The 17,835-nt window shown below is 71.8% G+C and carries 17 protein-coding genes; 9 read left to right on the top strand and 8 right to left on the bottom strand.

The genetic code is table 11. The features are described 5' to 3' along the window. Positions 1-143: 143 nt before the first annotated feature. Positions 144-1,319, bottom strand: a complete 1,176-nt coding sequence (locus tag ACLQ26_RS09660; protein WP_007456242.1) for an ROK family transcriptional regulator — start codon at positions 1,317-1,319, stop codon at positions 144-146. 165 nt (positions 1,320-1,484) lie between these two features. Here ACLQ26_RS09660 and ACLQ26_RS09655 point away from each other — a divergent pair, with 165 nt between their 5' ends. The 4 genes from ACLQ26_RS09655 (at position 1,485) to ACLQ26_RS09640 (ending at position 4,793) form a co-directional block, all read left to right on the top strand. Continuing rightward, on the top strand, positions 1,485-2,939 hold the full coding sequence (locus ACLQ26_RS09655; RefSeq protein WP_425744108.1) for a glycoside hydrolase family 3 N-terminal domain-containing protein: 1,455 nt from the start codon (positions 1,485-1,487) through the stop codon (positions 2,937-2,939). A gap of 126 nt (positions 2,940-3,065) precedes the next feature. After that, positions 3,066-3,641 (top strand): hypothetical protein, encoded by a 576-nt coding sequence (locus tag ACLQ26_RS09650; protein ID WP_425744107.1) that lies wholly within the window; start codon positions 3,066-3,068, stop codon positions 3,639-3,641. Further along, the gene (locus tag ACLQ26_RS09645) at positions 3,638-4,132 is read left to right on the top strand and encodes a thiol-disulfide oxidoreductase DCC family protein (RefSeq protein WP_425744106.1); all 495 of its coding nucleotides are present in this window, start codon (positions 3,638-3,640) and stop codon (positions 4,130-4,132) included. Before ACLQ26_RS09650 ends, ACLQ26_RS09645 begins: the two co-directional genes overlap by 4 nt. Continuing rightward, on the top strand, positions 4,095-4,793 hold the full coding sequence (locus ACLQ26_RS09640; RefSeq protein WP_425744105.1) for a TetR family transcriptional regulator: 699 nt from the start codon (positions 4,095-4,097) through the stop codon (positions 4,791-4,793). The genes ACLQ26_RS09645 and ACLQ26_RS09640 overlap by 38 nt, the downstream gene beginning before the upstream one ends. A gap of 239 nt (positions 4,794-5,032) precedes the next feature. Here the strand turns inward: ACLQ26_RS09640 and ACLQ26_RS09635 are convergent, their stop codons facing one another. Next, positions 5,033-5,695 carry a GNAT family N-acetyltransferase gene (locus ACLQ26_RS09635; RefSeq protein WP_425744104.1) on the bottom strand — a complete coding sequence of 221 codons (663 nt, stop codon included), beginning with the start codon at positions 5,693-5,695 and terminating at the stop codon, positions 5,033-5,035. Positions 5,696-6,154: 459 nt separating this feature from the next. Here ACLQ26_RS09635 and ACLQ26_RS09630 point away from each other — a divergent pair, with 459 nt between their 5' ends. The 3 genes from ACLQ26_RS09630 to ACLQ26_RS09620 all read left to right on the top strand — a co-directional run bounded on the left by ACLQ26_RS09630 (position 6,155) and on the right by ACLQ26_RS09620 (position 7,458). Next, positions 6,155-6,409, top strand: a complete 255-nt coding sequence (locus ACLQ26_RS09630; RefSeq protein ID WP_425744103.1) for a type II toxin-antitoxin system VapB family antitoxin — start codon at positions 6,155-6,157, stop codon at positions 6,407-6,409. Beyond that, complete coding sequence (locus ACLQ26_RS09625) at positions 6,409-6,828, top strand: PIN domain nuclease (RefSeq protein WP_425744102.1); 420 nt, start codon at positions 6,409-6,411, stop codon at positions 6,826-6,828. Before ACLQ26_RS09630 ends, ACLQ26_RS09625 begins: the two co-directional genes overlap by 1 nt. Positions 6,829-6,939: 111 nt before the next feature. Further along, positions 6,940-7,458, top strand: coding sequence for a hypothetical protein (locus ACLQ26_RS09620; protein WP_363679160.1), 519 nt, complete (start codon positions 6,940-6,942; stop codon positions 7,456-7,458). Positions 7,459-7,467: 9 nt separating this feature from the next. Here ACLQ26_RS09620 and ACLQ26_RS09615 read toward each other — a convergent pair whose 3' ends face one another. The 3 genes from ACLQ26_RS09615 to ACLQ26_RS09605 form a co-directional block, all read right to left on the bottom strand. Beyond that, on the bottom strand, positions 7,468-7,953 hold the full coding sequence (locus ACLQ26_RS09615; RefSeq protein WP_425744101.1) for a hypothetical protein: 486 nt from the start codon (positions 7,951-7,953) through the stop codon (positions 7,468-7,470). Between the two features lie 10 nt (positions 7,954-7,963). After that, positions 7,964-11,338: an ALF repeat-containing protein gene (locus tag ACLQ26_RS09610; RefSeq protein WP_425744100.1), complete on the bottom strand. Its 3,375-nt coding sequence runs from the start codon at positions 11,336-11,338 to the stop codon at positions 7,964-7,966. Between the two features lie 195 nt (positions 11,339-11,533). Beyond that, a complete protein-coding gene (locus ACLQ26_RS09605) occupies positions 11,534-12,286 on the bottom strand; it encodes a Clp protease N-terminal domain-containing protein (RefSeq protein ID WP_425744099.1) in 753 nt (250 codons plus the stop codon). Positions 12,287-12,439: 153 nt separating this feature from the next. On the opposite strand from ACLQ26_RS09605, the gene ACLQ26_RS09600 reads away from it, so the two are divergent. Next, complete coding sequence (locus tag ACLQ26_RS09600) at positions 12,440-13,252, top strand: DUF72 domain-containing protein (protein WP_425744397.1); 813 nt, start codon at positions 12,440-12,442, stop codon at positions 13,250-13,252. Between the two features lie 16 nt (positions 13,253-13,268). Here ACLQ26_RS09600 and ACLQ26_RS09595 read toward each other — a convergent pair whose 3' ends face one another. Further along, a complete protein-coding gene (locus ACLQ26_RS09595) occupies positions 13,269-15,098 on the bottom strand; it encodes a glycoside hydrolase family 15 protein (RefSeq protein ID WP_425744098.1) in 1,830 nt (609 codons plus the stop codon). A 143-nt stretch (positions 15,099-15,241) separates the two neighbouring features. On the opposite strand from ACLQ26_RS09595, the gene ACLQ26_RS09590 reads away from it, so the two are divergent. Then, positions 15,242-15,667, top strand: coding sequence for a VOC family protein (locus tag ACLQ26_RS09590; RefSeq protein WP_425744097.1), 426 nt, complete (start codon positions 15,242-15,244; stop codon positions 15,665-15,667). Between the two features lie 23 nt (positions 15,668-15,690). Here the strand turns inward: ACLQ26_RS09590 and ACLQ26_RS09585 are convergent, their stop codons facing one another. Together ACLQ26_RS09585 and ACLQ26_RS09580 are read right to left on the bottom strand one after the other, a co-directional pair. Then, positions 15,691-16,836 carry an FUSC family protein gene (locus ACLQ26_RS09585; RefSeq protein WP_425744096.1) on the bottom strand — a complete coding sequence of 382 codons (1,146 nt, stop codon included), beginning with the start codon at positions 16,834-16,836 and terminating at the stop codon, positions 15,691-15,693. Positions 16,837-16,963: 127 nt separating this feature from the next. Next, positions 16,964-17,566 carry a hypothetical protein gene (locus ACLQ26_RS09580; protein ID WP_425744095.1) on the bottom strand — a complete coding sequence of 201 codons (603 nt, stop codon included), beginning with the start codon at positions 17,564-17,566 and terminating at the stop codon, positions 16,964-16,966. Positions 17,567-17,835 lie beyond the last annotated feature (269 nt).

Below are 17,835 nucleotides of genomic sequence, written 5' to 3'. Positions count from 1 at the left end.
GAGCCGGGCGGCCCGGCCGCTCGTCGCGCGGCGGCCTCGGCGCGTGCCGACCGCTCATCGCGGCGGCCCGGCGAGCACCGGCAAGAGCTTGCAGCCTGCTGGTCTGCGGTGAAATATTCCTTCACATGACCGCCCCAGCGGGCTCAGCCGACGGTGGAGCCGAACACCTCGTCGCGGACGGCGTCCAGCGCGGTGCGCAGCGCGCCGCGCAGGATCGGCTCCTCGGTGAGGCCGGTGGGCACCACCCTCGGTCGGACCAGGGTGATCGCCGCGACCTCCCGCTGCACCCGGTCCGCGAGCGCCGCGCCGCCGGCCTGGCCCACCTCGCCGGCCAGCACTACCAACGGCGGGTCGAGCACCACACAGGTGCTGGCCACGCCGAGCGCGAGTCGACGGGCCAACTCGTCGAGCATCGGGCCGCCGGCGGCGCCACCGGCGACGGCCGCGCGGACGGCCTCGGCGGCGTCGGTGTCCGGGTAGCCGTGCTCGCGGGCGACCGCGCGTACCGAGTCTCCGCCGATCACCTGCTGGAAGGCCGGCTTGGCGCGACGCGAGACGTCGCGCGGGATGGGCGCTCCGGGCACCGGCAGGTAGCCGATCTCGCCTGCCGCGCCGCTGCTGCCGTGGTGCAGTCGACCACCCAGCATGATCGCCAGGCCGACGCCGGCGCCCACCCAGACCAGGACGAAGTCGGCCACTCCCTGCGCGGCGCCGGACTGCGCCTCGGCCACCGCGGCCAGGTTGACGTCGTTCTCGAAGACCACAGGCGTGTGCAGGTCGTCGCGCAGCGCGGCGAGCAGACCGCTGTGCCAGCGCGGCAGGTTGAAGGCGAAGGTGATGTCGCCGGTGTGCGGATCGACCAGGCCCGGCGTGCCGAGCACGATCCGCCGGACGCTGCTGAGCTGCGCCTGGGCGCTGCTGGCGGCCTGGACCACGGCGTTGTGCACCACGCCCACCGGGTCGTCGGTGTCCCGCGTCGACTGCTCCACACGACCGATCACGGCACCGGTGATGTCGGCGCAGGCGGCCACCACCCGATCCGGTCCGACATCGACTCCGACGACGTGGGCGCTGCTCGGACGCACCGCGTAGAGCTGGGCGTTCGGCCCTCGCCCGCCGGCCTGCTCGCCGACCCGGCTGACCAGGCCGCGCTCCTCCAGCCGCTCGACCAGTTGCGAGGCGGTGACCTTGGACAGCCCGGTCAGCTCACCGAGCCGGGCCCGGGTGAGCGGCCCGCGCTCGAGGAGCAGTTCCAGTGCCGCACGGTCGTTGAGCGCCCGCAACAGGCGGGGGGTGCCGGGCAGCCGGGTCGCACTCATGCCACGTCCTCTAGTTTTAGTAAACTTTGCTAACTGTAAACCTACCTGCGAACGGGTAGCCGTAGCGTAACGGCCACCCGGAGGCAGAGTGCTCGGCCGACCCGGCAGGGCGATGACCACCACGGGTACGACGTTCGTGCCCGGGAGGACCGAAGGGGAGATCACGTGGGGCTCGATCCAGGACTGCGCCGGCTCGCGCTGGGCACGTTGCTCGCCGCGTACCCGGGACCGGTCCCACCGGACTGGGCGGTCGACCTGGTGGCCGACGGGCTGGCCGGGCACACCCTGTTCGGCACGAACGTGCACGACCCCGCCCAGGTGGCGGCGAGCACCGCCGCGCTGCGGGCCGGCCGGACGGACGTGTTGATCGCCATCGACGAGGAGGGCGGCGACGTGACCCGGTTGGCACACGCCACCGGCAGCCCGTACCCCGGCAACGCGGCCCTCGGCGCGGTCGACGACGTGGCGCTCACCCGCCGGGTCTACCTGTCGATCGGCGCCGAGCTGGCCGCGCTCGGCATCACCGTCAACCTCGCCCCCACGGTCGACGTGAACACCGCCGACGACAACCCCGTGATCGGCACCCGCTCGTTCGGCGCCGACCCGGTCCGGGTCGCCGCCCACTCGGCCGCCGCCGTGAGCGGCCTCCAGGCCGCCGGCGTCGCGGCCTGCGCCAAGCACTTCCCCGGCCACGGCGCCACCGTCACCGACTCCCACCACGAGCTACCCACTGTGGACGTCCCGCTGGAGCTGCTGCGCCGCCGGGACCTGCCACCGTTCGCCGCGGTCGTCGCCGCCGGGGCGCGGGCCGTGATGACCGCGCACATCCGGGTGCCGGCGCTGACCGGCGCCGATCCGGCCACCTTCAGCCGGGCCGTCCTGGTCGACCTGCTGCGCACCGAGTACGGCTTTGCCGGCACGGTGATCACCGACGCGCTGGAGATGAAGGGTGCCGCGGTGGCCGCCGGAGGTGTCGGGCCGGCCGCGGTCCGGGCCCTCTCGGCCGGCGCGGACCTGCTCTGCATCGGCGCGCAGGTCGACGCGGCGCTTGTCGAGCGGGTGGCCGCCGAGATCGTCGAGGCGATGACCGACGGTCGGCTGCCCATCGCGCGGGTCGAGGAGGCGGCCGGACGCGCCGCCGCGCTCGCCGCCTGGACCGGGGCCGCCGGCGGGCCACCGACCACCGATGACCCCGAGCTGGGGTACGCCGCGGCGCGCCGCGCGGTCCGAGTGGAGGGTTCGCTCACCGGCCTGGACCAGCCGCTCGTGGTGCAGTTGCACACCGAGTCGACAATCGCCGAGGGACGGGTGCCGTGGGGCCTCGGCCCGCACCTCGACGGCGTGCGGGAGATCCGGGTGATCGCCACCGAGGCCGATCCGGCCATGCTGCGTGAGTTGGCCGGCGACCGGCAGATCGTGCTTGTCGGGCGGCATCTGCACCGGCTGCCCGGCGGCCCGGAACTGATCGCCGACCTGGCGGCCCAGCACCCGGTGACAGTGGTGGAGATGGGCTGGCCGGCACAGTGGCGCCCGGCGGGCGTACGTGCCTTCGTCACCACCTACGGCGCGAGCCACGCCAACGGCCGCGCGGCGGCTGAGGCGCTCGGCCTGGCCCACTGAGTCCCGGCGCCGTCCGGCTCGACTCCAGAGTGTCCACAGTCACCTGTCGTTCCTTATTGAACATGTTCAACAGGCGCTCTAGGCTGACGTCGTCGGTAGTTGAACACGTTCAAGAAAGGCGTCCGCATGGACATCAAGGTCTGGATGTACGTGATCTACCTCGCGGTCAGCGTCGGCCTGACCATCTGGGTGGCCCGGGCCCTGTCCCGCAACGGGCAGGTCTTCCTGGAGGAGGTGTTCGCCGACGACCGACTCGCCCGAGCGGTCAACAGTCTCCTGGTGGTCGGCTTCTACCTGCTCAACCTCGGTTACGTCACGGTGGCCATGAAGCATCCCGACCCGGTGCGCTCCACCAGCCAGGCCATGGAGGAGCTCTCCCTGAAGATCGGCCTCGTGCTCCTCGTGCTCGGCGCGCTGCACTTCTTCAACGTCTTCGCACTGGGCCGCTACCGCCGAAACCGACTTCGCCAGCTCGCTCCCCACCCCCCGATCGCTCCGATCGGCCGACTCCCCATGCCAGCCGCACCGCACGGCGGATACCCGAGCGGGCCCTACCCGGTCGGAGCACAGCCGGTCGGAGCACAGCCGGTCGGGCCCTACCCGACCAGGCCCCAGTCGGTGGGCCCACAGCCGGGCACCGCACAGCCCCGCGCGGCACAGCCCGGCGCCGACGGGCCGGGACCCGACCCCGCGACCCGATGACCGGCGCACCGACTGGCGGGCCCACCGAGCCCTCGGATCCCACCGCGTTCGGGGGCGGTGGGGTCCGGGGGTTCACAGTCCTGTTCGACGCGAACTGCCCGCTCTGCCGGGCCGCCCGCCGGTGGCTCTCGTCCCGCGCCCAACTCGTACCCCTGGAGTTCGTGCCGGCGGGTTCGATCGAGGCCCGGCGGCGCTTCCCCGGCCTGGACCACGACGCGACGCTGCGTGACCTGACCGTCGTGGCCGACACCGGCGAGGTGTACGCGGGCGACGGCGCCTGGTTCGCCTGCCTCTGGGCGTTGGCCGACCACCGGTCGGCGGCCGAGCGGTTGTCCCGACCGCATCTGCTGCCGCTGGCCCGGCAGGTGGTGGCGGCCGCCTCGGCGATCCGGGAACGGGTTCGCGATCCGTGGGCCGAGCCGATCGACGAACCGGCGGGATACCGTGACCTCGATGACCGAACAACCTGCGCCGACGACCACTGCGGGTGAGCCCGCGACCGCCCGTGGCGAGCAGACCCGGCAGCTGATCCGGGACACCGCGCTGCGGCTGTTCCGCGAGCGCGGCTACGCCCAGACCACGATGCGGGCGATCGCGCAGGAAGCCGGCGTGGCGGTGGGCAACGCCTACTACTACTTCGGCTCGAAGGACCACCTCATCCAGGAGTTCTACGCCCAGTCCCAGGTCGAGATCCGAGCGGCGGCCCAACCGGTGCTCGACCGGGAGGAGGCGTTCGGCGCGCGGCTGGCCGGGGTGCTGCACGCCGGCATCGACGTGCTGACCCCGTCGCACGACTTCGCGGCGACCTTCTTCAAGACCGCGGCCGAACCGACCTCCCCGCTCAGCCCCTTCTCCGCCGAGTCGTCCGCCCCCCGGCAGGCGGCGATCGACCTGTTCGCCGAGGTGCTGACCGGCTCGACCGCCAAGGTCGACGCGGAGCTGCGACCTCAGCTGCCCGAGCTGCTCTGGCTCGCGTACATGGGCGTCGTCCTCTACTGGGTGCACGACCGGTCGACCGATCAGGTCAAGACCCGACAGTTGATCGACGGCGTGGTGCCGTTGATCGACCGGCTGGTCGCGTTGTCGCGGCTGCGGGTGCTCCGCCCGGTGACCCGGCAGGTGTTCGACCTCATCCGTACGCTGCGTCACTGACCGCAGCAACGTCGCCGCTCCGCTTCGTCGCAGGTCAAGTCCGTTATTCGACACTCCGACCCGACAGCTCGCATCTTGCACCGAGCAGATTCGATACGTAGCGTGATCGCCATCGAAGCGGCCCGTCAGCGACGCGGCCCATCGCCCGAGAACCGGGACCTGGGGGCAGGTTGCGGACCGTGGATCCGGCCCGGGATCCACGGTCCGCGCACTGGACCCGCGCCCGACGGCTGCCCGCCTCACCGCGGATAGACCCCGTACGCCCGCCAACCCCGGTCCGGGAAGCCCGCCGCCTCCGCGACCCGGGCCGAGGCGTCGTTGTCCTTCTCGTGCAGGTACGTCGGCACCGCGCCCTCGTCCAGGACCCGCCGTGCCGCCTGCGCCACCAGCCGACGCGCGAGGCCCCGGCCCCGGGCCGCCGGGGCGGTGCCAACGGCCAGTTCGTGGCCGTACGCGTCGTGGCGTTTGATTCCGGCTCCGGCCAGATAGGTGCCGTCCGCATCCCGGACCACGAGCACCTGTCGGTCGAACAGCCGCAGCCAGGGCGGCAGGCCGGGGGCTGTCGACTCGGTCCACTCCCCCACGTCGGGCAGTGGCGCGGGAGAACTGCTCCAGCGGAACGAGCCGTCGTGCACGGAGAAGGTAGGCAGGCCGACGGCCTGCGGCAGTGCCGCGAGCAGCCGGTCCGGCGCTCGCCCGACCAACGCCCGGATCGCCGCCACCCGGTCCGGCGCGACGGAGAGCACCGCGCTCCGACCGGTGTCGACGGCGAGGGCCGGACGCAGCCGACCGTCCCAGGCTGGCCTGGCCCGGCGCTGCGAGGCGACCACGTGCAGCCCCGGGCCGGCCGGCCACTGGCCGAGCCAGGAGGCCAGGTGCAGCTGCAGCCGCCGATCGAGCATGCGCACCTCCGTCACCCACACGTCGTGGATCACCGTACGCCGGGAGGCCCGCGCGGGCGGGCCTTCCCACCGAGGCCGGGTGGTACGGGATCAGGAACGCCCCGCCGAAGTGCCGGCGTGCTGCCCAAGATCCGGGAACCGGGTAGCGATATCGACCGTCATAGGTATTTCCATATCTGGACACCTTTATCTGGGACGGTATTGGTCATGCCCATTCAGCCGAGCACCCGCTTCCACCAGGACCCCACGCGCCTCTGGCGTGCAGCGGAGGCCGCCGGCCCCCTTCCGGCCCAACCGCGTCACCGGGCGACCCGCGCGACAGGCAGGCTCTCCTGGGCGAAGCTCAACAAGCTGCCGGCTGGAAGCTCCAGCCGGCACGGTCTCAACACCCACTGACGCACCAACCTGCCGTTAAAAGTGGTGCCTTCAATGCACCCAATTTGGTGTATGGTTCACGTCATGACCCGCATCACCGTGGACGTGAACGACGACTGGCTGGATGCCGCGCGGGAGGTGCTCGGCACCGACTCCAAAGTGGCGACCATTAATGCCGCACTGCACGCCTTCGCCGTACGGCGGCAGGCCCGCGAGATCGTTGCCGCATTCGACCAGGTGGAGATGGACTTCACCGGGTCTGCCGATGCTTGGCGCTACGGCGGCGGACGTGATCTGGAACGGCTCACCGAGCAGGCGCGCGACGCCGAGGCCGCGTGATGGCCGGCCAGATCTACCTCGCGGACACGTCGGTCTACGTGCTGCAGGGCCGCCACGCGACGGTCCGGCGGCGCTTCGAGTCGCTGCTGACCGAGGGACGACTGGCTGCCTGCCAGATGACCAGCCTGGAGTTTCTCAACAACGCACCCCACCCCAAGGGGTACGAGATCCTCTGGCAGGCGTTGCGTGGGCATCGATGGCTTGACGTGACGGCAGCAGCGATGGACCGCGCCCTGGCGGTACATCGCATACTGGCCGCCGACAGCCAGCACCGGAACTTCCGGCTGCCCGATCTGATCATCGCCGCGACCGCTGAGGAGCACGGCGCGACCGTGTTGCACTACGACGCCGACTACGACCGGATCAGCGCCGTCACCGGCCAACCCACCGAGTGGGTGGCGCCGAAGGGAAGTCTCTGACGTCGACCCGGGGACGACACACCGCAGGAGGACCAGCGGCGGCATTCGCACACCTGTCGGGTAATTTCTTGTGGTCCGGCATCCCGGCCAACGACAGGAGAAGCTCCGCGCATGGGCAAGAAGACGATCCACGTCTCCGACTTCACCGGCACCGTTCTGCAGCAGGACGACGAGGTGGTTCGTGTCGTCGTCCTGGAGCACCCGGACCTGGTCGCCGGGCCCGTGCAGCTCGACGCCACCCCGGGCGAGGTGGAGAGCATCGACGACGCCGCGCTGGACGTGGCGGTGGTGGAGATCCACGACCGGCACGGCGGCGGTGAGCCCCGTCGGGTGGTCCTCACCGCAAGCGAGTTCGACGCGATGGCCACCGACGTTCCGATGGCGCAACTGCTGAGGACCGCCGAGCGGGTCCGCCCGCCCAAGGCCCGCAAGAGCGCCGAGAAGATCGACTACGGCACGCTCGAGCACGCCGGCAAGCCGCACCGGGGCCGGGTCACCGAGGAGGAGGCCCGACTCGTCCGCGAGCAGCTCGACGAGGTCAACAAGCGCCTCGCCGACGCGGGCGTGCGCCAGATCGACCCGGCCGATCCGGAGCACGCCCTGCGCTACGGCTTCCCCGACGTCTCCTGAGCCACCAGGTCAGCAGACCTTCTTGGCACGCTTGCGGAAGGCGGCCTCGGTGACCGCCTTCCGCTTGCCGGCCGCCTCCCCCACCAGGACCTCGCCCGGCGCGAGCCCGGTCAGCTCGCCCAGCGTGAAGTGAACGGGAACGGCATTGCGCTCCGTACCGTAGGCAGCGGCCGAGTATTCGGTAGCGGAGTCGAAGGCAACGAGCGTCTGCTCGTCAATCGTCCAACCAGACGGCAGCTCGAAGACGGTGACGCCCGCCACTGCGGCGCCGCCGTCACGGTCGACGGTCCAGCTCGCGGCTGGCGTGACGTCGATGGTGTAGACGCTGATCCGGTCCGCCGTGAAGACGGCACACTCGGCCAGGAGCAGCACCGGCTGCCCGTCGACGGCCCGCACCGCCAGCACCGGCTTGTCCGCCGGGCTACAGGCGGACAAGCCCGCCAGGGCGGCAAGCACCACGAGGATGCTCACCGCCCTGGTACGTGGTCGCGTCATCGACTCTCCATCACCAGCAGTACGACAGGAGGCATCTGAGCAACGGATCCACGACCGTGGGCACGGGAACACCGTATCCCCAGTACCTGCCCATGTACGGGTTGGCCCCGATCTCCCAGGGGTTGCCCTTCCCGTCGGTGCCTGTCACAAGGTACGACGCGCCGGTGCCGAGAAAATACAGGGAAAGGAACCCGGCGGGCGGAAGGTACTGCCACTGATCCGAATGCCGGGCCTCATGTTCGAGAAGGTTGGGCCCGTAGGTGCTGGCGTCCACACCCTGTGCCCGCAATTTGGCCCGATCCTCGGCGTCCTTCTCCAGCCGGCGTGTGAGGTCATCGCGGGAACCCGGATAGAGCAGGTAGTCGCCGACCGTCATGGGACGGTCGTTCGGCGTGTCCACACCGGTGCAGATGATCTGCTTGGCACCGGTGAAGCAGTCGCCGCCCCACAGTTTCAGCGCGGCCCCGGCGAGTGCGTTGTTGCCCAACAGATCGTTCGTCAGTCGTATCGGAGACGTGCCGTCGGGCTGGTCCAACGGCGGCCCGTCGGGCGGGCCGGCGGGGGTCTGCGCCGCCTCCTGTCGCTGCAGGGTGACCGCCGCGGCCAACGCCGCCGACGCCTCGGCGGCGGCCTGGTCGGCGCTCTTTCCGGCGGCGAGCGCCGAGGCGCGGGCCCGGTCCGCGGCGTCGTAGGCCGCACTGGCGTAGGAACTGGCCCGTGCTGCCGCGTCCGTGGCGGTGGCCGCCGACGCGGCCGCATTCTCCGCGCTCTGCCTCGCGGAGGCGGCCGCGGCCTTCGCGATCTGGGCGGACTGTGCCGCCTGGATCGCCGATGCCGCCGCCGACTGGGCCGACTGCTGCGCCTGCGTGGCGTAGCCGGCGGCCTGGCTGGCCGCCTGCTGGGCCTCCTGGGCGTAGCGGGCCGCATCCGCGGCCGCCGCACGCGCCACCGCCGCGACCCGCGCGGCCTCGGCGGCGTCCCTGCGCGCATTGGCGGCGTAGCCGGCCGCCTCGGCGACCAACCCCCGCACCCGCGCCACGTGGGTGGCCGCCTCCAGATCACGTCGCTGTGCCCGGAACTGACCGTCGGTCAGGAAATCCTTCAGGTACGCCCGTGACCCTTCCAGGGCCACCCGGGCTGCGGACTTCACCTCGGGGCCACCGGCGGACATGATCTGGCCGACCTTGATCCGGTCGTCGACCTCGGCCGCCGCGTACTGCCCCGTCATCAGGAACGTGTGCCGGTCGGCGTCGGTCCCGTTGAGCGCCGCCTGCGCCGCCGTCTTCATTGTCGGTCCGCCCGCGGTGATCAGCTGACCGATCTGGATGCGGTCGTCCTGCTCCTTGCCCACGTACTCCCGGGTCAGCAGGAACTGCTCGACGTCGTCGTGGTCACCGGCGAGCGCCGCGTTTGCCGCGTCGCGAAGGGCGGGCTTGCCCAGGGCGCCGATGTGCCGCACCCGGGCACGGTCGTCCTGGTCCGCCGCCAGGGCTCGGCCGTTGCCGAGGAAGGACCGCAGGTCTGCCTCGGAACCCGCGAGGGCCTCCGCGGCCGCCTTCTGGGTCCACTCACCGCCGGTGCGGGCGAGTCGCGCGGCCGCGAGTCGGCCGCTGGACAGGACCGTCGCCGAGGGTGCGCCCGGCGCGCTGGCCTCGGCCAACCACTGCCGCGTCTGCGCGTCCAGCCGGGCTTCCTCGGCGGCGTCCTCCGCTGCCTTGGACAGCTCCGCCTGCTCGGCGAGCCGGGCCTCCGTCGCGTCCTGTACGCCGAGCTCGGTCTGGGCCGCCAGCCGCTCCACGTCGGCGACTCGCGCGGCCTCCTCCACCGCTGCGGCCTGGTTCGCCGCTGCCGTGGCGGTGTTGGCGGCGGCCAGGGCTCCCGCCGCGTGCTGGGTCGACTTTGCCGCAGCGGTCGCGGCGTCGCCGGCGTGTGCTGCCGCGTCATCGGCGGCCGCAGCGGCGGCCGTCGCGTGTGCCGCCGCGTCCATCGCCGCCTGATATGCCTGATTGGCTGCCTGCGCCGACTGCCGGGCGAACCGTTCGGCCTCGTTGGCCGCGCGGGTCGCCGCAGCCGCGTTGCGCTGCGCGGCCGCGGCTGCCGCCCGGGCTCGCGCCGCCTCCGCCGCCGCCACGTTGGACTGGCCGCCCGCCTCGGCGGCCGCAGCCGCGGCGGCGGCCGCGTTCGCACCGGCGTTCGCGGCGCTCACGGCTGCCCCGCTGGCCGCGAGCGCGGCGTCACCCGCCGCCTTCGAGGCGTCGGCTGCCTTACGCGCGTCCGTCGCCACCTTCCGTGCCGTTGTGGCGGCCTGACGTGCCGCATCCGCCTTCGTCGCGTCGGTCGCCGCCGAGGCGGCCGCGCCGAACGCCTTGGACGCCGCCTGGCCGGCGAGCGTCGCGGCCGAGGCGGCCCGCGCTGCCGCGTTCGAGGCCAGTCGGGCGGCGTTGTTCGCTGCCCTCGCGGCGCTGACCGCGGTCCGTGCCGCGTCCGCCGCGCGTGCCGCCGCGTCGGCTGCCCGCGCCGCAGCCCGAGAGGCCCGGTCGGCGGAATTCTGCGCGGCCTGGGTCTCGGCCTTCGCGCGCTCGGCCGCCTCCTTGGCGAGCCGGGACGCTTCCACCGCCTGGGCCGAGGCGAGCTTGGCCGCCTCGGTCTCCTCCGCGGCCAGCTCACCCGCCTCCTTGGCCCGGCTCACCAACAGGGACAGCGTGCTGATCTCCTGGTCACGCGCTCGCGCCACGTTCTGCCCGGAGATCAGGAACTCCCGCAGGTCCTGGTCGGTGCCCCCGTCGAGGGCTTGCTGGCCGGCCTCTTTGACCGCCGGGCCGCCGGCGTAGATGATCTGGGCGATCCGAAGCCTGTCGTCGAGCTCCCGGGCCTCGTTGAGCCGGAGGTAGAAGAAATTCAGGACATCCTGCGGACCGCCACCCAACGCGGCCTGCCCGGCGGCCTTGACCTGTGGTCCGCCGACGGAGATGACCTGGCCCAGCTTGATCCGCAGGTCGATGTCCATCGGTTCCTCGTAGCCACCGTCGAGGAAGGCCCGGACATCAGCGGGTGAGCCGGCCAGGGCGGCCTCCGCGGCGCTGCGGAGGGTGCTGCCGCCCGCCGCCTGGTATTCCGCCACCTGGACCCGGTCGTCGTGCTGCTGAGCTGCGGCCAAGCCGGTGTCCAGGAAGGCCCGCAGATCCGCGTCCGAGCCGGTCAACGCCAACTCGGCGGCGCGGGCAACCTCAGGACCGCCGGTCAGCAGAAGGTCGACACACCGCTGTCGGTCCGCGGGGGTCGGTGGGTCGGCGTATGCCGGCGCGGCCAGCATTCCCGATGCCACGATCAGCACCGTGGCGGCCCCGATGGCCCGCCGTATCACCCGTCTGGTGGCACGTCTCATTCCACTCCCCCGTTGCCAAGTATCGATGTGCCGACACGTCACCGTTCGGCTACCCGAGGCTAGGGGAGGAGTCTTCGATATACCGTCCCGCAAGGACATGTAGGACTTGTCTGGACGATGTGACGCGCTACCTGATGGACGGTCGCCTGGCCCGGAGGACGGTCGACACCCTCCGGACCGGCGTCCGCAGTGGAGCTACTGGGTGTCGCCCTCGGGGGCGGGCGCCTTGACGATGGCGGCGAGGGCGACGGCCAGGTCGGCCTCGACGGCCTCCTTGGTCAGGCCGAGGTCGGTGAGCACACCCGCGCCGTCCTCCAACTCCAGCAGGGCGAGCAGGAGGTGCTCGGTGCCGACGTAGTTGTGCCCGAGACGCAGCGCCTCCCGGAAGGTCAGCTCCAACGCCTTCTTGCCACGCGCGTTGTAGGGGATGAGGTCCGGGACCGCGTCGACTGCGGGCGGAAGGACGGCGCCGACGGCCTCGCGGACCGCCTCGGCTGTCGCTCCCCGGCCGGCCATCGCCTTGGCGGCCAACCCGTCGGGCTCGGCGAGCAGACCCAGCACGAGATGCTCCGGGCCGATCTCGGCGTTCCGGGCGGCGCGGGCCTCCTCCTGCGAGGCGATCACCACGTTTCGGGCCCGGGGGGTGAACCGGGCGAAGCCGGCGTTGGGGTCGAGCGCCGCGGCCTCGGTGGAGCTTTTCGCCACGAAGCGCTTCTGCGCGGCCTGCTTGGTGACCCCCATGCTGCGACCGATGTCGGTCCACGAGGCGCCCGAGCGCCGGGCCTGATCGACGAAGTGCCCGATCAGGTGGTCGGCGACCTCACCGAGGTGGTCGGCCGCGATCACCGCGTCGGTCAGCTGGTCGAGCGCGTCCGCGTGCGCCTTCTTGATCGCCTGGATCAGGTCGTCGAGCTTGACGTGGTTCTTCATCTGGAAAGGCTCGGTCATGCGTCAACCATAAGTTGACGATTCTCCCTCGTCAACCCCGAGTTGACGGCTGCTCGAGCTGAAGGATCCCACGGTGCCTTCGACCACGCGTATAGCGTGGGCGCGGTTGTCAGCGGAGGAGGGGCGGTCATGCGGTTGCACGTCGGGTGCGCGATGTGGACCCACCGGTCGTGGCCGCAGCCACGTACGCCGCAGGAACGCCTACGGCACTACGCGAGCTGGTGCGACGCCGTCGAGGGGAACACGACGTTCTACGCGACGCCGGCCCGGGACACCGTCGCGTCCTGGGCGGCGCAGACCGACCCGGGCTTCCGGTTCGTCCTCAAACTTCCCAAGGTCGTCACGCACGAACGCCGGCTCGCCGACGCCGACGACCCGCTGCGCGCCTTCCTCGACGCGATCGAGCCTCTCGGTCCACGCGCCCACGCTCTGTGGATCCAGCTCCCGGGGTCGTTCTCGCCCGCCGACGTGCCCACCCTCGGCCGGTTCCTCGGCCGACTCCCGCGCTCCCACCGGTACGCCGTGGAGGTTCGCCATCCCGCGTTCTTCACCGAGCCCCGCGCGGTGCGGCTGCTCGAGGAGACCCTCACCGCGGCCTCGGCCGAGTGGATTCCCTTCGACACCACGGCGTTCTTCGCCACTCCGCCGACCAGCGACGCGGAGCGCGACGCCTGGACCAAGAAACCACGGGTGCCGCTGCGGTCGGTCGCGCTCACCGACCGTCCGATCGTCCGCTACCTGGGCCGCGACGACAGCGACCGGACGGTAGAGGGCTGGCAGCGCTGGGTGGAGGTCGCCGCCGACTGGTTGCGCGAGGGGCGCTCCCCCACCGTGTTCGTCCACACGCCGGACAACGCCGACGCGCCGAGGCTCGCCCGCCGCTTCCACGACGAGGTACGCGCGCGCGTGCCCGGCCTCGACGCACTGCCCGAACCGATACCTGTCGAACCCCTCACCCTCTTCTGAGCAGGTACGCCCCCGGTCACCGCTCGCGGTCGAGGAGGTCGTTGAGGTGATCGGCCGTGCTGATCAGCGAGAGGTGGCTGAAAGCCTGCGGGAAGTTGCCGATCTGCTCACCGTTGGGAGAGATCTCCTCCGAGTACAGCCCCAGCGGCGTGCTGTACGTGAGCATCTTCTCGAAGGTCAGCCGGGCGTCGTCGAGCCGGCCGGACTGGGCGAGGGCCTGGACGTACCAGAAGGTGCACATGCTGAAGGTGCCCTCGGAGCCGGCGAGCCCGTCCGGCGAGGCCTTCGGGTCGTAGCGGTAGACGAGGCTGTCGGAGACCAGGTCGCCGTCCATCGCGCGCAACGTCGACTGCCACATCGGATCGGTCGGCGAGATGAAGCCGAGCCCAGGCATCGCGAGCAGCGAGGCGTCCAGGATGTCGCTGCCGTAGTGCTGCACGAACGCGCCACGTCCGGGGTGGAATCCACGTGTCATGACCTGCTCGTAGACGGCGTTGCGCTCGATGGTCCAGCGGGCCGTGTCGCCGGGGCGTCCGTGGCGCTTCGCGAGACGGATGGCACGGTCCAACGCCACCCAGGCCATCAACCGCCCGTAGGTGAAGTCCTGCCTGCCGGACCGGGTTTCCCAGATGCCGTCCTCGGGCTGGTCCCAGTGGTCGCAGAGCCAGTCCATCAGCCCCGCCGTCTTCCGCCACGCCTCGTACGAGACGAAGAGCCCGTTTCGGCTGGCGAGATCCAGAGCCAGGAGCGCCTCGCCGTAGATGTCGAGTTGCAGTTGGCCGGCCGCGCCGTTGCCGATTCGCACCGGCGCCGACCTCCGGTACCCCTCCAGGTTGCCCAGCACCTCCTCCGGGAGGTCGGGTGAGCCGTCGATCCGGTACATCACCTGGAGGGGAACGTCGCCGTCGCGGGCGTCCCGGATGCGCGCGTCGAGCCAGAGAAGGTACTTCTCCGCCTCGTCGGTGAAGCCGAGGCGGAGCAGCGCGTGCACCGAGAACGAGGCGTCCCGGATCCAGGTGTAGCGGTAGTCCCAGTTCCGCGGCCCTCCGATCTGCTCCGGCAACCCTGCCGTCGGCGCGGCGACCAGAGCCCCCGTCGGGGCGTACGTCATGAGCTTGAGCGTCATCGCCGACCGTTCGACCATCTCCCGCCAGCGGCCGGTGTAGGTGGAGCGGCCGATCCACCGACGCCAGTGGTCGCGGGTCTCGGCGAGCAGTTCACAGGCCTGCTCGATGCTGAGCGCCCGGGGAGCGTGCGGGCAGGCCGTCTCCAGGACGACCCCGCCGATGTCGCCGGCGTGGAGCTCGTAGCGGACGCAGACGCCCTCGGCGTCCCGGTGGATCGCCCCGGTGTCGACCAACCGTTTCGCGTCCTTGAAGGGGGTCAGGGTGAGGGAGAGGGTCGAGCTGCGGAAGACGTCGCCCTCCGGATGGACCTCGAGCTCGTACGGATCCCGCCCGTAGTTGAACCGTGGCCGGCAGTCGAAGCGGAAACGCATGCTCCCCCGGACCATCCGGACCAGCCGGATCAACCGGTGCTGGTCGGTGGCCCGCTCGCCCGTGACGGGCATGAAGTCCACCAGCTCCCCCACGCCGTCGGCGCTGTGGAAGCGGGTGATCAGGATTGGCGTACCGGGCAGGTAGAGCTGTTTGCTCGTGTAGTCGATGCCGTCGGGCGAGAGCTGGAAGTGGCCGCCCCTGCGGCGGTCGAGCAGGGCGCCGAAAACGCTCGGCGAGTCGAAGCGGGGCGCACAGAACCAGTCGATCGTGCCGTCCTTGCTGATCAGCGCGGCGGTCTGCAGGTCGCCGATCAGGCCGTGCTCCTCCACTGCGGGGTACGTCTCCACCCTGGCTCCCGCCGCTCGTCGGGCTGACGGCGGCGACTACCCGGGAAACAGCGCGCTACACGGGTCGCCGCCGCCGTGTGGGACGAACGTGTCGGTGCCCGCCGATAGCGTGACACCGGACGGCATCGACGAGAGGAGACCTGATGAGCCTGCGCGGATTCGCCACGCTGAACATCTGGGCCGACGACGTGGCGGCGGCCACCGAGTGGTATGCCCAGTTCCTGGGCCAGGACGCGTACTTCTCGCGGCCCGGCCCCGACGGAAGCCCGGCCTACACGGAGTTCCGCCTCGGCGACTACCAGGCGGAGCTGGGCATCATCGACCGCCGATACGCGCCCCCCGGCGCGGCGACCGGGCCGGGTGGCACAGTCATGCACTGGCACGTCGACGACCTCGACGCCACCGTGGCGCGACTCCTGGCCCTGGGTGCCACGGAGTACCAGCCGATCACGCCGCACGGGGACGAGGGGTTCATCACGGCGGCGGTGGTCGACCCCTTCGGCAACGTGCTGGGTGTCATGAACAACCCGCACTACCTCGACGTGCTGTCCGCGCGGACGGCGACCTGACCTGGCCGTGCCGGGTTTTCCCCTCAGTCCTGCCGGTGCCCGTCCACGGCCCTCCGCACCAGCACGGCCGCCCTCTCGGCGTCCAGTCCACCGGCCATGAGCAGGTCGTGGGCGGCCGTGCGAAACTCGCCCACGGCGATCAACCCGGAGTAGCCCAGGCGGTGGGTGCGCGGGCGGGTGGGGTCCGGCACGGCTTCCCCCTGCGCCCGTCCGATCATCTCGACGCCCACCAGGATCTGCTCGCGGGCCTCCCGCGGCTCCGCACCGGCCTGGATCGTCCAGCGCAGGGTCAGCAGGGCGCAGGCCAGCAGGTCGACGGCCGCGGGAAACTCCTCGGGGATGGGTTCCTCGTCCTTGAGTGCCGTCGTGAGCCGTCGGGACAGGGAGCGGCAGCTGTGCAGGCTACGTTCCAGATGCTGAATCGACGCGGTGTGGAAGGCCAGGGAGTCGCGCTCCCGCCAGCGCAGGGGCGCCAGTCGCACCACCTCCTGGGCGGCGCTGAGCCCGTCGTTGAGGGCGGTCAGCCGGGGGCCGAGTTCCCGCAACCGGCGCAGGCTCCGCTCGGCGTCGCTGAGATCGCGGCTCCGCAGCGCCGCGGCCAGTTCGTGGATGGTGGCGGCTGCCGGGCCGACGACGGGCTCGGCCAGCCGCAGCAGCGTCCGCTGCGGGTGGATGGGCACCAGGAGCAGACCGACAGCCAGCCCGACCAGTCCGCCGACCGCCGCGTCGACGAAGCGGGGGACGGACAGCTCGCGTACGGGTGGCTCCAGGGTGGCGATGAGGACCGCGGTGCCACCGGCCTGGGTCAGCAGCGAACCACCGCCCTTGAACAGGATGGCGAGGACGATCGACAGCACGACGACCACGCCGGTCTGCCAGGCCCCGATACCGAAGAACGGCATGAGCGCGTCGCCGACGGCCAGCCCGAGGATCACCCCGACCAGCAGCTCGACGGTGCGCCGCAGGCGTGACCCCATCGAGGCGGCCACGATGCCGACCGCGGTGGTGGGCGCGAGAACCGGGGACGGGTTGTGGAGGAACTGGTACGCCACGAACCAGGCGATCGCGGCCGCGATGCCGGCCTGCACCGCGAGCAGGCCGTACAGGCGTAGCCGCCAGGTGCGGGAGCGCAACCCCTCGCGTGCACGCTCCCGCAGGCCAGCGACCATCCGGCGAACCCCGAGCCATCCGTGCGGTGCCGGGCCGCCTTCGGTCTCCGGCTCCTGGTTGGCGGGCACGCGCGCCGCTTACCCACGACACGCGCGCCTATCCGCCGGGGTCATTGCCGCCGGCGGCTCACCTGTCCGTTGGTGGCGGCAGCAGTTCGGCGTGCCGAACGGTCCAGTCGCCCCTGGTCACCGGGGCGAACGCCGCCGGCGCCATGCACGTGCCGACCGTTCCCTCGCGCCACTGACCGTCCGGCCCCTGGTCGGCGTTGACCACGGACCAGGAGAAACCGACCCGATCGCCGCCCGGCCCGTCGTACACGCTGAATCCCAGGCGCCTACCGACCAGGTCGGCCGCCGGCGTGTCGGCCTCGGTGACCACGGCGGTGAGGCTCGCGGTCCGCTCGGCCGTGACCAGGCAGTCGACGCGGGCCGCGAAGCGGACGGTGAGACCGTTCGCGGCGAGCCGGTGGGCGACGCGGACCGTGCCTGTCGCGTCGGTGGGCAGGCCGTGCGGCGCGCCGGGCAGTGCCCGGGTGTACGGGGTCGCTCGCGCGTCGAAGGTGAAGCTGCGTACGTCGTTGTCCGGCGAATACGTCAACCTGACCTCGCCCGAACCGCCGACGCTGGCGACCCTCGGCCCGTGTGGTGTGGCGTTGGCGCCCGGCACGGCGACAAGTGTCACGCCGACCATGATCGCCGCCGTGCCCAGTGCCCGGAACGTGTTCCTCATCGGTCCTCCCTCGTAGCGACTGTCGTCGCTGTCGGGATCCACGTTGCCGGCTCACGCACCCCACGACCTCCCCCGGCGGCGCGAGCCGGTTCCACCCCCCGAGGGAGCATCGCTGGCAAACGGTGGCCTTTGAGACGGCACATCCCGCACCAGGCGGGCCACCTCCGCGTGGTACTTCAGCCGCGCTTTACGCCGGCGCGCGCTTGCCTCATACCACCGAATCAACAGTTCGTGGGGCAGGGCCACCAGATCCGACCCCCGAGCCAGGC

Source organism: Micromonospora sp. DT43 (assembly GCF_049841645.1).
Taxonomy (GTDB): Bacteria; Actinomycetota; Actinomycetes; order Mycobacteriales; family Micromonosporaceae; genus Micromonospora.
This window is presented reverse-complemented; position numbering and strand designations above follow the sequence as displayed.

What these genes read in the sequence shown, in the direction of transcription:
- ACLQ26_RS09585 (WP_425744096.1), bottom strand. Translation starts at nt 16,836, where the DNA reads ATGGTCGCTGGCCTGCGGGAGCGTGCACGCGAGGGGTTGCGCTCCCGC.
- ACLQ26_RS09660 (WP_007456242.1), bottom strand. Translation starts at nt 1,319, where the DNA reads ATGAGTGCGACCCGGCTGCCCGGCACCCCCCGCCTGTTGCGGGCGCTC.
- ACLQ26_RS09580 (WP_425744095.1), bottom strand. Translation starts at nt 17,566, where the DNA reads ATGAGGAACACGTTCCGGGCACTGGGCACGGCGGCGATCATGGTCGGC.
- ACLQ26_RS09645 (WP_425744106.1), top strand. Translation starts at nt 3,638, where the DNA reads ATGACCGGCGCACCGACTGGCGGGCCCACCGAGCCCTCGGATCCCACC.
- ACLQ26_RS09615 (WP_425744101.1), bottom strand. Translation starts at nt 7,953, where the DNA reads ATGACGCGACCACGTACCAGGGCGGTGAGCATCCTCGTGGTGCTTGCC.
- ACLQ26_RS09600 (WP_425744397.1), top strand. Translation starts at nt 12,440, where the DNA reads ATGTGGACCCACCGGTCGTGGCCGCAGCCACGTACGCCGCAGGAACGC.
- ACLQ26_RS09625 (WP_425744102.1), top strand. Translation starts at nt 6,409, where the DNA reads ATGGCCGGCCAGATCTACCTCGCGGACACGTCGGTCTACGTGCTGCAG.
- ACLQ26_RS09640 (WP_425744105.1), top strand. Translation starts at nt 4,095, where the DNA reads ATGACCGAACAACCTGCGCCGACGACCACTGCGGGTGAGCCCGCGACC.
- ACLQ26_RS09610 (WP_425744100.1), bottom strand. Translation starts at nt 11,338, where the DNA reads ATGAGACGTGCCACCAGACGGGTGATACGGCGGGCCATCGGGGCCGCC.
- ACLQ26_RS09590 (WP_425744097.1), top strand. Translation starts at nt 15,242, where the DNA reads ATGAGCCTGCGCGGATTCGCCACGCTGAACATCTGGGCCGACGACGTG.
- ACLQ26_RS09635 (WP_425744104.1), bottom strand. Translation starts at nt 5,695, where the DNA reads ATGCTCGATCGGCGGCTGCAGCTGCACCTGGCCTCCTGGCTCGGCCAG.
- ACLQ26_RS09630 (WP_425744103.1), top strand. Translation starts at nt 6,155, where the DNA reads ATGACCCGCATCACCGTGGACGTGAACGACGACTGGCTGGATGCCGCG.
- ACLQ26_RS09650 (WP_425744107.1), top strand. Translation starts at nt 3,066, where the DNA reads ATGGACATCAAGGTCTGGATGTACGTGATCTACCTCGCGGTCAGCGTC.
- ACLQ26_RS09605 (WP_425744099.1), bottom strand. Translation starts at nt 12,286, where the DNA reads ATGACCGAGCCTTTCCAGATGAAGAACCACGTCAAGCTCGACGACCTG.
- ACLQ26_RS09620 (WP_363679160.1), top strand. Translation starts at nt 6,940, where the DNA reads ATGGGCAAGAAGACGATCCACGTCTCCGACTTCACCGGCACCGTTCTG.